Source organism: Schlegelella aquatica (assembly GCF_026013905.1).
GTDB classification, from domain to species: domain Bacteria; phylum Pseudomonadota; class Gammaproteobacteria; order Burkholderiales; family Burkholderiaceae_C; genus Caldimonas; species Caldimonas aquatica.
Genome location: NZ_CP110257.1, coordinates 2,794,563 through 2,808,228 on the forward strand (window position 1 = coordinate 2,794,563; position 13,666 = coordinate 2,808,228).

The 13,666-nt window shown below is 69.1% G+C and carries 10 protein-coding genes and 1 pseudogene; 7 read left to right on the forward strand and 4 right to left on the reverse strand.

What is annotated here, in order from left to right; translation table 11 throughout:
• Window positions 1-104: 104 nt before the first annotated feature.
• From OMP39_RS12765 to hslU, 5 genes are all read left to right on the forward strand, one after another.
• Window positions 105-1,142 (forward strand): CobW family GTP-binding protein, encoded by a 1,038-nt coding sequence (locus tag OMP39_RS12765; protein ID WP_264892090.1) that lies wholly within the window; start codon window positions 105-107, stop codon window positions 1,140-1,142.
• Window positions 1,143-1,421: 279 nt separating this feature from the next.
• Window positions 1,422-2,324 (forward strand): RNA polymerase-binding protein DksA, encoded by a 903-nt coding sequence (gene dksA, locus OMP39_RS12770; protein ID WP_264892091.1) that lies wholly within the window; start codon window positions 1,422-1,424, stop codon window positions 2,322-2,324.
• 40 nt (window positions 2,325-2,364) lie between these two features.
• Window positions 2,365-4,080, forward strand: a complete 1,716-nt coding sequence (locus tag OMP39_RS12775; protein ID WP_264892092.1) for a hypothetical protein — start codon at window positions 2,365-2,367, stop codon at window positions 4,078-4,080.
• A gap of 71 nt (window positions 4,081-4,151) precedes the next feature.
• Complete coding sequence (gene hslV, locus OMP39_RS12780) at window positions 4,152-4,736, forward strand: ATP-dependent protease subunit HslV (protein WP_264892093.1); 585 nt, start codon at window positions 4,152-4,154, stop codon at window positions 4,734-4,736.
• Between the two features lie 102 nt (window positions 4,737-4,838).
• The gene (gene hslU / locus OMP39_RS12785; RefSeq protein ID WP_264892094.1) at window positions 4,839-6,170 is read left to right on the forward strand and encodes an ATP-dependent protease ATPase subunit HslU; all 1,332 of its coding nucleotides are present in this window, start codon (window positions 4,839-4,841) and stop codon (window positions 6,168-6,170) included.
• 20 nt (window positions 6,171-6,190) lie between these two features.
• Here hslU and OMP39_RS12790 read toward each other — a convergent pair whose 3' ends face one another.
• From OMP39_RS12790 to OMP39_RS12800, 3 genes are all read right to left on the reverse strand, one after another.
• On the reverse strand, window positions 6,191-6,973 hold the full coding sequence (locus tag OMP39_RS12790; protein ID WP_264892095.1) for a type III pantothenate kinase: 783 nt from the start codon (window positions 6,971-6,973) through the stop codon (window positions 6,191-6,193).
• Between the two features lie 138 nt (window positions 6,974-7,111).
• On the reverse strand, window positions 7,112-7,369 hold the full coding sequence (locus OMP39_RS12795) for a hypothetical protein (protein WP_264892096.1): 258 nt from the start codon (window positions 7,367-7,369) through the stop codon (window positions 7,112-7,114).
• A 39-nt stretch (window positions 7,370-7,408) separates the two neighbouring features.
• A complete protein-coding gene (locus OMP39_RS12800; RefSeq protein WP_264892098.1) occupies window positions 7,409-7,675 on the reverse strand; it encodes a hypothetical protein in 267 nt (88 codons plus the stop codon).
• A 181-nt stretch (window positions 7,676-7,856) separates the two neighbouring features.
• Between OMP39_RS12800 and icmF the strand changes: the two genes are divergently transcribed.
• The gene (gene icmF / locus OMP39_RS12805) at window positions 7,857-11,144 is read left to right on the forward strand and encodes a fused isobutyryl-CoA mutase/GTPase IcmF (protein ID WP_264892099.1); all 3,288 of its coding nucleotides are present in this window, start codon (window positions 7,857-7,859) and stop codon (window positions 11,142-11,144) included.
• Between the two features lie 166 nt (window positions 11,145-11,310).
• On the opposite strand, the pseudogene OMP39_RS12810 reads toward icmF, so the two are convergent.
• Window positions 11,311-12,561: pseudogene (locus OMP39_RS12810) on the reverse strand (GspE/PulE family protein); the annotation flags it as partial.
• 97 nt (window positions 12,562-12,658) lie between these two features.
• Here OMP39_RS12810 and OMP39_RS12815 point away from each other — a divergent pair.
• Complete coding sequence (locus tag OMP39_RS12815) at window positions 12,659-13,666, forward strand: metal-dependent hydrolase (protein WP_264892101.1); 1,008 nt, start codon at window positions 12,659-12,661, stop codon at window positions 13,664-13,666.

A 13,666-nucleotide genomic window follows, 5' to 3' on the forward strand; every position in this document is an offset into this window, starting at 1 on the left:
TATGGAAACCCGGGCAGGCACGCTCCTCGCTACACTGCGCCGATGCGCATCGGCGGCGCCGTCGCGGCCCGCCGGTTCAACCTCCCTTTCCGCTGAGCTCCACCATGACCCAAGGCCCCATTCCCGCCACCATCCTCACCGGCTTTTTGGGCAGCGGCAAGACGACGCTGCTCAAGCGCGTGCTCAACGAACCGCACGGCCAGAAGATCGCCGTCATCGAGAACGAGTTCGGCGAGGAGAACATCGACAACGACATCCTCGTGGCCGACACGAAGGAGCAGATCGTGCAGATGAGCAACGGCTGCATCTGCTGCACGATCCGCGAGGACCTGCGCACCGCGCTGGCCGACCTGGCGGCCAGGCGCCGCAAGGGCGAGCTGCAGTTCGACCGCGTGGTGATCGAAACCACGGGCCTGGCCGACCCCGGCCCCGTCGCGCAGACCTTCTTCATGGACGACGAGATCGCCGAGACCTACCTGCTCGACTCGATCCTGACGCTGGTGGACGCCAAGCACGGCGACCAGCAGCTCGACCAGCGGCAGGAGGCGCGCCGGCAGGTCGGTTTTGCCGACCAGATCTTCATCAGCAAGACCGATCTGGTGGACGAAGCCGCGGTGGAGGCGCTGTCGCACCGGCTCAAGCACATGAACCCGCGCGCGCCGCAGCGCCGGGTGCACTTCGGCGAGGTGCCCATCGCCGAGGTCTTCGACCTGCGCGGCTTCAATCTCAATGCCAAGCTCGAGATCGACCCCGATTTCCTCAAGGAAGACGCGCACGACCACTCTCACCACCACGATCACGACCACGGCGAGCACTGCGACCACCCCCACCACCACCATCACGACGACGACGTGAAGTCCTTCGTCTTCCGTTCCGACCGCCCGTTCAACCCGGCGAAGCTCGAGGACTTCCTTGGCACCATCGTGCAGATCTACGGGCCGCGGATGCTGCGCTACAAGGGCGTGCTCTACATGCAGGGCACCGACCGCAAGGTGGTGTTCCAGGGGGTGCACCAGCTGATGGGCAGCGACCTGGGGCCGAAGTGGGCCGAGGGGGAGCCCAAGGTCAGCAAGATGGTGTTCATTGGCATCGATCTGCCCAAGGACATCTTTACGCAGGGCTTACAGCAGTGTCTCGCCTGACCAACGCCCCCCTCACCCCCGGGAAAACTCGGCGGCGCCGTCTCCTCGCGTCGCTACAATCCGCGGCGCTCTCGGGTGCCTGGGCGACCGGGCCCTCGAGAGCAGCCGAACACCACAAACGCGTGAACAAGGGCCCGTCACCGCACTCCTGGGCGCCCGGCCGGGCCGCCACGACGCCATCGGCGCGGGGCATTGGCCGGTACTCCCGGACACGCGGGCCGGTACCGGTTCACGTGCACAAACAAGAGCAGGTATATAACTGCTCCTGAGGAGACGAAAGTGAGCAAGACGCCGGCCCAGCGAACCCCCAGTGCCAAACGTGCCGCCAAGACCTTGGTGGTCCCCGGCACCAAGAAGACGGTGGCCCCGGCGACGAAAGCACCGGCCAAGGCGGCGGCCAAGACCGCCGTCACCGGGGCGACCGGCAGCAAGGCTGCCGCCCGGGAGCCGGCCAAGAAGAAAACCCCAGCGAGCAGCAAGACGGTGACGACGCCCCAGCGTCCTGCCAAGACGGCGGCCTCGACCATCGCTCCCAAGACGGCGCCGTCGGCCCCTGCCAAGGCGCCCGCGCGCAAGAGCGAGGCCCAGGCGGTGGCGGCAGCACCCGCGGCTGCTCCTGTCTCTCCGGCGCCGGCGGCTCCCGAAGCCGCCCGCCCCATCGCGAGACCCAGCATGAACAAGACCACCTCTCAGGCAGTGCTCGAAGAGCGCCGCCCCTCCCCAGCCAAGGTCGACCCCAGGATCGCCAATGCCTGGAAGACCAAATCCGGCCGCGAACTGACCGACGAAGAAGTGCTCGCGATGCCGGAAAGCGAGTACATGAACGACAAGCAGCTCGAGTTCTTCCGCGCCAAGCTGGAAAAGCTCAAGGAAGACCTGCTGAGCAACGCGGGCGAGACGACCGAGCACCTGCGTGAAGACACGACCATCGTCCCCGACCCCGCGGACCGCGCCACCATCGAAGAGGAGCACGCGCTGGAACTGCGCACCCGCGACCGCGAGCGCAAGCTCCTGAAGAAGATCTCGCAAGCCCTCGCGCGCATCGACTCGGGCGAGTACGGCTTTTGCGAGGAGACCGGCGAGCCGATCGGCCTTGGACGCCTGATCGCCCGCCCGACCGCGACGCTGTCGCTGGAAGCCCAGCAGCGGCGAGAGCTCAAGCAAAAGCTGTTCGGGGACTAGGAAGCTGCGCTTCACAGCTTCGGAAGTCCTCGCCCTCATCATGGCGGACCCCAAAGACAGGGACAACGAAAGCTTTCTGCGCAAGGTCGTCCGGTTCGTGGCGAACCCGACGACCGACTGGGCCGAGCTCAATTCCAAGCCGGCCGAATCGCGCGAGAGCGAGTACGCGAAGTCCGAACTCAAGGCGATGATCGAGCGCAAGCGGCGCAACGACTTCGTCCGCAAGCGCGAGCTCGACATGCTGCGCAAGGTGCGCCGCGAGGGCCTGACGGAGGCGACCGCAGGCGTCTTGGACGCCACCTCCAACCTCGACGACGAGCGCGACCTGGCCCGCTCCAACGTGGGCGTGGTCAAGGCCAAGATCGACGAGATCGAGCAGCAGATGGTGGGCGATTCGATGGGCACGCGCCGCTCGCCCGCGTTCTACAACGCCCCCACGCAACCGACGCCGCTGGACGCAGGCCCCGCGATGCCTGCCGCCACCGTGCAAGGCGGGCTGGCCGCGGAAGCGGCCCCGACGGTGCCCATGCCCCCCGCCCCGGCCGCCCCTTCGTCGGCCCCGCCAGCGGCCGTGTCCCCGGGCGCGTCCCCGCTGTCGCCCCTGCTCGCCCCGCATGGCGGCCTGAGCAGCGGCTTCACCGATGCCTTCGCGGTGGAGGTGAGCGAGGTCGCCCACGACCCGGAGTTGGACGAGGCGGTCATCGCCTTCGCCAACGCCGACTTCGACGCCTGCGAGGCGGCGCTGACCGCCTTGATCCGACCCGGCGGCAGCCGCGCCCAGCATGCCGACACCTGGATGGTGCTGTTCGACCTGTACCGCGCCACCGGCCAGCAGGCCAAGTTCGAAGGCTTGGCACTGGACTACGCGCAGCAGTTCGGCTGGTCGGCGCCGCAATGGTTCTCGCTGCCGCGCCTGGTGGCCGAGGCCGCTGCCGAGGAAGTCCCGACCACCGCGCACGCCCGACTCGAGGGCCAGGTCGGGTGGGTCTGCCCCGAGCGGCTCGACGTCGAGGCCGTCGCGCGCCTGCGCTCGGTGACCCTGCAGATGCCGCTGCCGTGGGTGCTGGACTGGTCGCACCTGCGCGACGTCGATGTCGAAGCCGCGTCGCAGCTGAGCGAGGTCTTCCGCCAGTGGGCCAAGGAGACCGTGGACATGCATTGGCTGGCGGGCGACCGGCTGTTCCAGGTGCTGGCCGACGCCGCACCGACCGGCGTGCGCGACGCCGATCCGGCGCTCTGGCTGCTGCGGCTGGACGCGCTGCGTCTGACCAACCGCCCGGATCAATTCGACGAGGTCGCGATCGACTACTGCGTGACCTACGAGGTGTCGCCGCCGTCGTGGGAGGCCGCCCGCTGTCACGTCAAGCTGGGCGGCGGGGCCACCGCCAGCACATCGACCGCTCCGTTGTCGGTGGTGAGCGACGTATCGACCAGTTTCGTCGAGTCCCAGATCGTGGACGATCCGGCGATGATCGAGATGGCGACGGTCGAGCTCTCCGGCCAGCTGGTGGGCGACATCTCCGAGACGCTGCAAGGCCTGGACGGCCGGCTGGGCCAGGCATCGCTGGTCAACGTCTCGTGCACCCGGCTGATCCGCGTGGACTTCATCGCCGCCGGTGACCTGCTCAACTGGGTGCTGAGCCGGCGCGGCGAGAACCGCCAGATCCAATTCGACGAGACCCACCGGCTGGTGGCGCTCTTCTTCGGGGCAATGGGTATCACCGAGCACGCCCGGGTGAAAGTGCGCAACCTGTAGGCACCCGGGGGCGGCCTGGGGGTCGGGTGCGCACCTTGAAGGCCCGCGGTCCGCCCCCACATGAGGTGCTTATGGCTTTCCATCCTTCTGCCCCCTCGGGCGAACTCCCCTCCTATCACGGCACCACCATCGTCAGCGTACGGCGCGGCGGACAAGTCGCACTGGGCGGCGACGGGCAGGTCACGCTCGGCCAGATCGTCGTCAAGGCCTCGGCGCGCAAGGTGCGCAAGCTGCACCGCGACCAGGTCCTGGCCGGCTTCGCCGGAGCCACCGCCGACGCCTTCACGCTGTTCGAGCGGTTCGAGTCCAAGCTCGAGAAGCACCAGGGCCACCTGGTGCGTGCCGCCATCGAGCTGACGAAGGACTGGCGCACCGACCGGGTGCTGCGGCGCCTGGAGGCCATGCTCGCGGTGGCCGACCGCGAGAGCTCGCTCATCATCACCGGCAACGGCGACGTGCTGGAGCCCGAGCACGGCATCATCGCGATCGGCTCGGGCGGCCCCTACGCACAGGCCAGCGCACGGGCCTTGCTGGAGCACACCGAGATGACGCCGGCCGAGATCGTCAAGAAATCGCTCGAGATCGCCGGCGAGTTGTGCATCTACACCAACCAGCACCACACGATCGAGGTCCTGGGACCCCCGGCGGAGCGTTGAGGCGCCGTCGAGCGGCCGCGCGTCGCAGCCCGCTGCGCGGCGGCCGCCGGGCTGGCGGATCTCCCGCTCGCCACTGTCTTGAAAGATTGCACGAGGATTCCCATGACCACCATGACTCCCCAGGAAATCGTCTCCGAGCTCGACCGCCACATCGTGGGCCAGGCACAGGCCAAGCGGGCGGTCGCCATCGCGCTGCGCAACCGGTGGCGGCGGCAGCAGGTGGACGAGAAGCTGCGCAGCGAGATCACGCCCAAGAACATCCTGATGATCGGCCCGACGGGCGTGGGCAAGACCGAGATCGCCCGCCGGCTGGCCAAGCTGGCCGAGGCGCCCTTCATCAAGGTCGAGGCGACCAAGTTCACCGAGGTGGGCTACGTCGGCAAGGACGTCGATGCGATCATCCGCGACCTGGTCGACGTGGCGGTCAAGCAGACGCGCGAGGCCGAGATGCGCAAGGTGCGCACGCGCGCCGAGGACGCGGCCGAGGAGCGCGTGCTGGACGTGCTCGTCCCGCCTCCGCGCGGTGATTTCGGGCTCGCCCCGTCCAGCACGCAGGACAACACCGCCCGCCAGACGATGCGCAAGCGGCTGCGCGAGGGCTTGCTCGACGACAAGGAGATCGAGATCGAGCTGGCCGACGTCAAACCCTCGCTCGAGATCATGGGGCCACCGGGCATGGAGGAGATGACGGAGCAGCTGCGCAGCATGTTCGCCAGCCTGGGCAGCGGCCGCCGCAAGACGCGCAAGGTGCGCATCGCCGACGCGCTGAAGCTGCTGGTGGACGAGGAAGCGGCCAAGCTCCTCAACGAGGACGAGATCAAGGCCCGCGCGCTGGCGAACGCGGAGCAGAACGGCATCGTCTTCATCGACGAGATCGACAAGATCGCGTCACGCTCGGAGGTCGGCGGCGCCGACGTCTCGCGTCAGGGCGTGCAGCGCGATCTGTTGCCGCTGGTGGAAGGCACCACCGTCAACACCAAGTACGGCATGGTCAAGACGGACCACATCCTCTTCATCGCCTCGGGGGCCTTCCATTTGTCCAAGCCCAGCGACCTGATCCCGGAGTTGCAGGGGCGCTTTCCGATCCGTGTGGAGCTGGGCTCGCTCTCGGTGGAGGACTTCGAGGCGATCCTGACGCAGACGCACGCCAACCTGACGCAGCAGTACCAGGCGCTGCTCGCCACCGAGGGCGTGCACCTGGAGTTCACGCCGGAGGGCATCCGCCGCCTGGCGCAGATCGCCTACGACGTGAACGAGCGCACCGAGAACATCGGCGCCCGGCGGCTGTCGACCGTGATGGAGCGGCTGCTCGACGAAGTCTCGTTCGAGGCGAGCCGGCTGTCCGGGCAGCGTGTGACCATCGACGCCGCTTACGTGGACGGCAAGCTGGCCGAGCTGTCGAGGAACGAGGACTTGTCGCGCTACATCCTCTGAGGGATGTCGGGCGCGCGCGCTCAGGGGCGCGCCCGCTCGGCCGCGCGCTGCTCGGCGATGCGCAACAGCCCGTCGAAGACCAGCGACTCGACGAGCTGGAAGTCCACCGTGAGGTAGGGGGCCATCTTCCACCCGGCGCCGCCGGTGAGGAAGCACACCGGCGGCACGCCGCAGCGCCGCAGGATGTTGCGGTACATGCGCTCGATCGCCCCCGCGATGGCGTACGTCCCGCCGCTCGTCAGCGCGTCGCTCGTGTTGGTCGGGAAGTCGCGCACGTCGCCGGTGGGCACGCGCAGCCCCGCGGTGCCGCTTTCCAGCGCGCGCAGCATGATGCCGTGGCCGGGCAGGATGAAGCCGCCCAAGAACCGCCCCGTTTCGTCCAGGGCATCGACGGTCACCGCCGTTCCCACCATCACCACGAGCGCCGGACGCCCCGGCGCCTGCGCGAGCAGGTGGGCGCGAGCACCGATCATCGCTACCCAGCGGTCCACCCCGAGGCGGCCGGGGTGGTCGTAACCGTTGACCACGCCGCATTCCGCCGCGGACGAGACGACCCAGCTCGGGTCGAGGTGGCTCCACAGCTCCAACTGCTCCTCGACGCGGCGGCGGATCGGCTCGCCGGCCACGCAACAGCCCAGCATCGCCGTGGGCGCCGGCAAGGACTTCCACTCCTGTTCCGCGAGCTCGTCGATGCGCTCCAGGAATGCCGCGCCGTGGGCCAGCAGTCGGGCCCCGGGCCGGGGCGCGTCGTACTGGGCCCACTTCAGCCGCGTATTGCCGACGTCGATGGCCAGGAAGGTCATGGGACGGCCATTATCCCGGAAGCAGGCCGGGGGCGCCCCCCGCTCTGGGGTGGGCCCGGCGGGGCCTCGCACCTTGCCGCCGCGCGCTACCGACCCCCGAGGGGTGCCGCGCGGCGTCTGGCGGTCGGGGGCCGGGGCTCAGGCCTGCACGTGGTCCACCACGCGGCCCTCGCCGGCGCTGCGCGCGCAGTGGGCGCAACAGTAGATCGAGCCGTGCAGGCCGCCGGGCGCGCGCACTTCCACCCCGTGACCGAGGATGCGCACCCCGCAATGCCCGCACACCGGGGCGAGCTTGTGGATGGCGCATTCGAAGCTGTCGAAGGTGAAGTGTTCGCTGCCGCGCACGATGACGAAGCTGTAGTCGTAGTCGTTGCCGCAGGTATCGCAACGGGCCATGGCGGTTCCTTCAAAGGTTCGGTGGACGGGGCCGCGCGGCTAGTGCCCGAGGGCCGCGCGCACGTGGGCATGGTGGCCGGCCAGCGGTCCGCGCGCAGGGCCGAAGGCGCGGGGCAGGGATTCGTGCCCGCGCCGCGCGCAGCGGTGCGGGCGGCCGACGCGGCACACCGGATGCGGGTCGGGCGGCAGAGGTGCCTCCATCGGGTCCGGCGCCGGCGGCTCGGCCGGGTCGGGCACCGGCGAGGGCGGCGGCTCGAAGGGCGGCTCCCGGTGGGCGCCGCAAGGCGCGGCAGGCGGAGGTTTCATCGCAGGGCGAATCGGTGCGTAGGCGGGAGGGTTTCGCGTTTCCTGCATGCCTGGCAGCCGGCGTGCCAGGCCGGCTCACGGGTTTTCCGGCAAGGGTCGCGCAAGCTGGCTGTGGCATGATTGACGTTGACGTAAACGTCAATTCGTAACGTCGATCCATCCCCCCGTTTCCGGAGGCCCAATGACCGACCTCTCCGCCGAATACAAGGCCCTGGCCGAGTACCGCCCGACCCACAAGGTGCGTTTCGTGACCGCGGCGTCCCTCTTCGACGGCCACGACGCCTCGATCAACATCATGCGCCGCATCCTGCAGAGCATGGGCGCCGAGGTGATCCACCTGGGGCACAACCGCTCGGTCGACGAGGTGGTCACCGCCGCGTTGCAGGAGGACGCGCACGGCATCGCGATCAGCTCCTACCAGGGCGGGCATGTCGAGTACTTCAAGTACATGGTGGACTTGCTGCGCCAGCGCGGCGGCGAGCACATCCAGGTGTTCGGCGGCGGCGGCGGCGTGATCGTGCCGCCCGAGATCCGCGAGCTGCATGCTTACGGCGTGGCGCGCATCTACAGCCCCGAGGACGGCCAGCGCATGGGCCTGCAGGGCATGATCGGCGAGATGCTGATGCGCTGCGATCGCGACCTCTCGGTGCATGCGCCCAAGCGCCTCGAGACGATCCAGGGGCATGACGATGCGGCCTGGCGGGCGTTGGCGCAGCTCATCACGGCGCTGGAGAACGGCAGCGCCGACGCGGGCCTGGTCGAGGCCCTGCGCCGCGGGGCGGCCCAGGCGAAGGTGCCGGTGCTGGGCATCACCGGCACGGGCGGGGCGGGCAAATCGAGCCTCACCGACGAGCTGATCCGGCGCCTGCGGCTGGACCAGGACGACCGCCTGCGCATCGCGGTGATCAGCATCGACCCGTCGCGGCGCAAGAGCGGCGGGGCGCTCTTGGGCGACCGCATCCGCATGAACGCGATCGGCCCGTGGCAACAGGGGCCGCGCGTGTACATGCGCAGCCTGGCCACGCGCGATTTCGGCAGCGAGATCAGCCAGGCCCTGCCCGACGTGATCGCCGCCTGCAAGGTGGCGGGCTTCGACCTCGTCATCGTCGAGACCTCGGGCATCGGCCAGGGCGACGCGGCGATCGTGCCGCACGTGGACGTGCCGATGTACGTGATGACCCCGGAGTTCGGCGCGGCCAGCCAGCTCGAGAAGATCGACATGCTGGACTTCGCCGAGTTCGTCGCGATCAACAAGTTCGACCGCAAGGGCGCGCTCGATGCGCTGCGCGACGTGGCCAAGCAGGTGCAGCGCAACAAGGAGGCGTTCGGCAAGCGGCCGGAGGAGATGCCGGTGTTCGGCACGATGGCCAGCCGCTTCAACGACGACGGCGTCACCGCCCTGTACCAGGCGCTGCTGCCGCGCCTGGCCGAGTTGGGGCTGCCGGTGCGCGAGGGCCGGCTGCCGAAGGTGGCCACCCGCCACAGCACGCACCAGACGCCCATCGTGCCGCCGACCCGCACCCGCTACCTGGCCGAGATCGCCGAGACGGTGCGCGGCTACAAGGCCCGCGTGCGGCAGCAGGCGCGCCTGGCGCGCCAGGTGCAGCAGTTGCGCGAATCGGCCCGCATGCTGCGCGAGCAGGACCCGAATGCCCCGGTGGACCACCTGCTGCGCGCCGCCGAGGAGCGCGAGGCGCGGCTCGAGGCCCAGGCCAAGAAGCTGCTCGCGCAGTGGCCCGACATGCAGAAAGCCTATGCGGGCGACGAGTACGTGGTGAAGATCCGCGACAAGGAGATCCGTACCCGGCTCACGCACACGACGCTCGCGGGCAACAAGATCCGCAAGGTGGTGCTGCCCAAGTACGAGGACCACGGCGAACTGCTCCAGTGGCTGATGCTGGAGAACGTGCCGGGTTCCTTCCCCTACACCGCGGGCGTGTTCGCGTTCAAGCGCGAGAACGAGGACCCGACGCGCATGTTCGCCGGCGAGGGCGACCCCTTCCGCACCAACCGCCGCTTCAAGCTGCTGTCCGACGGCATGCCGGCCAAGCGTCTGTCCACCGCCTTCGACTCGGTGACGCTCTACGGCCACGACCCCGACCTGCGCCCGGACATCTACGGCAAGGTGGGCAACTCGGGCGTGTCGATCGCCACGCTGGACGACATGAAGGTGCTGTACTCGGGCTTCGACTTGTGCGATCCCTCCACCTCCGTGTCGATGACGATCAACGGGCCGGCGCCGACGATCCTCGCGATGTTCATGAACACCGCGATCGACCAGCAGATCGACAAGTTCAAGGTGGACAACGGCCGCGAGCCCACCGACGACGAGATCCAGAAGATCAAGGCCTGGGTGCTTTCGAACGTGCGCGGCACGGTGCAGGCCGACATCCTCAAGGAAGACCAGGGCCAGAACACCTGCATCTTCTCGACCGAGTTCAGCCTCAAGGTGATGGGCGACATCCAGGAGTACTTCGTCCACCACAACGTGCGCAACTTCTACTCGGTGTCGATCTCGGGCTACCACATCGCCGAGGCGGGCGCCAACCCGATCTCGCAGCTGGCCTTCACGCTGGCCAACGGCTTCACCTTCGTCGAGGCGTACCTGGCGCGCGGGATGCACATCGACGACTTCGCGCCGAACCTGTCGTTCTTCTTCAGCAACGGCATGGACCCGGAGTACACGGTGCTCGGTCGTGTGGCGCGCCGCATCTGGGCGGTGGCGATGAAGGAGAAGTACGGCGCCAACGAGCGCAGCCAGAAGCTCAAGTACCACATCCAGACGTCCGGCCGCAGCCTGCACGCGCAGGAGATCGCGTTCAACGACATCCGCACCACGTTGCAGGCGCTGATCGCGATCTACGACAACTGCAATTCGCTGCACACCAACGCCTACGATGAGGCGATCACGACGCCCACCGAGGAGAGCGTGCGCCGCGCGATGGCGATCCAGCTCATCATCAACCGGGAGTGGGGGCTCGCGAAGAACGAAAACCCGAACCAGGGGGCCTTCATCATCGACGAGCTGACCGAACTGGTCGAGGAAGCAGTGCTGGCGGAGTTCGAGCGCATCGCCGAGCGCGGCGGCGTGCTGGGCGCCATGGAGACGGGCTATCAGCGCAGCAAGATCCTGGAAGAGAGCCTGCACTACGAGATGCTCAAGCACACCGGCGAGCTGCCCATCATCGGTGTGAACACCTTCCGCAACCCGCACGGCGATCCGATCCCCGAGTCGCTGGAGCTGGCCCGCTCGACGCAGGAAGAGAAGCAGTCGCAGCTCAAGCGCCTGCAGGACTTCCACGCGCGCCATGCGCACGAGGCCCCGGCGATGCTCGATCGGCTCAAGCAGGCCGTGATCGACAACCGCAACGTGTTCGAGGTGCTGATGGACGCGGTGCGCTGCTGCAGCCTGGGGCAGATCACGCGCGCGCTGTTCGAGGTGGGCGGGCAGTACCGCCGCAACATGTGACGGGCGGGCGGGGCCGCCCCTGCCCACGGCGCTCAGCTGTTGGTCGCGGCCAGCACTTCGCTCAGGTCGGTGAGACCGGCCAGCACTTTCTCGATGCCGTCTTGCCGCAACGTCTTCATGCCAGTGGCCAGCGCCGCCGACTGGATCTCGTGGGCGGGCGCGCGGTGCGCGGGTTGACCTGCACTTGGCGCAGGCCCTCCTGCGTGATCTCGATCGGGTCCTCGGCCGTCCAGATCTTGCGCTTGTCCTCGTTGAGCTCGCGCAGCACCGAGTGCAGCGTGGTCGTCTTGCCGCAGCCGGTCGGGCCGCACACGAGCACCAGGCCGTAGGGCTTGGCCATCACCTGCCGCAGGGCCGAGAGGTTGGGCCCTGACAGCCCGATGCCGTCGAGCGGCAGCGGCTTGGCCCCATTGAGCAGACGCAGCACGACGTCTTCCAGGCCGTGCGCGGTGGGCACGGTCACGACCCGCAGCTCCATCGGCGAGCCGCCGAAGCGCGCGAAGTCGATCTTGCCGTCCTGGGGCTTGCGGTGCTCCGAGATGTCGAGGTCCGACATGATCTTCAGGCGCGCGATCACCGCATACCGGTACTTGGCCGGCAGCTCGAGATAAGGCACCAGGTCGCCGTCGATGCGCAGCCGCACGCGCACGGGGCGCGGCGCCTCGGCCGTCTCGATGTGGATATCGGAGGCGCGGCGGCGGATCGCCTCCTCGATCAGCGCGTGGACGAAGCGCACGAGCACGTTGTCCGTGTCCGCGGCCACCGGCGTGAGGTCGTCGGCGGGCGCCTCCTGCGAGCTGAGTTCGGCCACGAGCTCGTGGGCACTGCGTGCTCGGCCTTCGGCATGACCGGCCGCGGGCTGGGCGTCGCCGCGGTAGGCCCGGTCGATCGCGGGCAACAAGGTGCCGGGTGCGGCCATGACCGGCACGATGCGCAACTGCGTCATGAAGCGCAGTTCGTCCAGCAGGTGGTGGTCCCACGGCTCCGACATCGCCACCACGAGCGCCTCGCCGCGGCGCATCAGGGGCAGCACCAGTTCGCGCTCGGCCACGTGGCGGGGCACGGCGGCCACCGCTTCCGGCATGGGCGGCATCGCGAGCGCGTCGACGACTTCGATGCCGAGCCACCGCGCGAGCCCGGCGCGCAGTTGCGCCTCGCTCAGCACATGCGCGGCCACGAGGATCTCGCCGAGCTGCCGGTGCGGCGAGGTGTAACGTTGGGCGACGAGCGCCCGCTTGACGTCCTCGGCGCGCACGAGGCCGGCCTTGACGAGTGCCTCACCGATGTGCGGGGTGGTGGGATCGACCGGTGCGGGACGGCTGACGCGGGCCCACAATTCGTCGGGGTTCCGGGGCCGCAGGACCTCCGGAAGGGTGCCGGGCGGCGCCGGGGACGCCTCCTGCGGCGCAGTGGGCATCGGGGCGTCGGCGTGCGTGGAGCTGCTCATCCGGGAGGGCGGGCCGGCCCGCATGGAGTTGTATTCAAACTGTAACCAACAGGAGCACCGGCCCTGCATGGATTCCGTCACGCAAATCACGTTGGGCTCGGCCGTCTCGCTCGCCGTGCTGGGCCGGCGCACCGCCCCCTGGAAGGCCGCGTTGTGGGGCGCGCTGTGCGGCACGCTGCCCGACCTGGACGCGCTGATCGACCACGGCGATGCGGTGCGCAACATGACGTTCCACCGTGCGGAGAGCCACTCGCTCTTCTACCTGACGCTGCTGTCGCCCCTCGTGGCGGCGGCGGCCGTGACGCTGCATCGCGAAACGGCGCTGTGGAAACGTTGGTGGCTCGCCGTGTGGCTGGTCCTCGTCACCCACCCGCTGCTCGACGCGATGACGGTCTACGGCACACAGTTGCTGCTGCCCTTCACCGACCGCCCCTTCGGGGTGGGCAGCATCTTCATCATCGACCCGCTGTACACGGTGCCGCTGCTCGCCGGTGTGGCCGCCGCCCTGCGCGCCACGCCGTCGGGCCGGCGATGGAACGCGCTCGGACTGGCCCTCAGCACCGCCTACCTAGGCTGGAGTGCCCTCGCCCAGCAGCACGTGACGGAACTCGCCCGGGCCTCGCTCGCCAGGCAGGGCCACCAGGTGGAGCGGCTCCTCGTGACGCCCACGGCGTTCAACACCGTCTTGTGGCGCGTGGTGGTCGTCACGCCCGAAGGCTACCTGGAAGGCTTTCGGTCCCTGCGCGACCGCTCACCGGACCTGCGCTTCGATGCGTTCGCCCGCGGCGTGGAGTGGCGCGACCGGTTGCGCGGGCATTGGCCGGTGGAGCGGATGGAGTGGTTCGCGCGCGGATTCATCAAGCTGCACGAGCGTGAGGGCCGCGTGCTGTTGAGCGACCTGCGCATGGGGCAGGAGCCGTACTACACCTTCACCTTCACGGTGGCCCAGCGCCAGGGCGCGGGGCTTGCGCGTATCGAGCGCCCGCCGCTCATGGGCCAGCGGCCCGATGTGGAGCGCGCGCTGCCGTGGCTGTGGCGTCGCATGTGGGGCGAAGAGGTGGCTCCGCCTCGCTAA

Coding starts and splice junctions, on each gene's coding strand:
- icmF (WP_264892099.1), top strand. CDS start 7,857: ATGACCGACCTCTCCGCCGAATACAAGGCCCTGGCCGAGTACCGCCCG.
- OMP39_RS12800 (WP_264892098.1), bottom strand. CDS start 7,675: ATGAAACCTCCGCCTGCCGCGCCTTGCGGCGCCCACCGGGAGCCGCCC.
- OMP39_RS12765 (WP_264892090.1), top strand. CDS start 105: ATGACCCAAGGCCCCATTCCCGCCACCATCCTCACCGGCTTTTTGGGC.
- OMP39_RS12790 (WP_264892095.1), bottom strand. CDS start 6,973: ATGACCTTCCTGGCCATCGACGTCGGCAATACGCGGCTGAAGTGGGCC.
- hslU (WP_264892094.1), top strand. CDS start 4,839: ATGACCACCATGACTCCCCAGGAAATCGTCTCCGAGCTCGACCGCCAC.
- OMP39_RS12815 (WP_264892101.1), top strand. CDS start 12,659: ATGGATTCCGTCACGCAAATCACGTTGGGCTCGGCCGTCTCGCTCGCC.
- hslV (WP_264892093.1), top strand. CDS start 4,152: ATGGCTTTCCATCCTTCTGCCCCCTCGGGCGAACTCCCCTCCTATCAC.
- OMP39_RS12775 (WP_264892092.1), top strand. CDS start 2,365: ATGGCGGACCCCAAAGACAGGGACAACGAAAGCTTTCTGCGCAAGGTC.
- OMP39_RS12795 (WP_264892096.1), bottom strand. CDS start 7,369: ATGGCCCGTTGCGATACCTGCGGCAACGACTACGACTACAGCTTCGTC.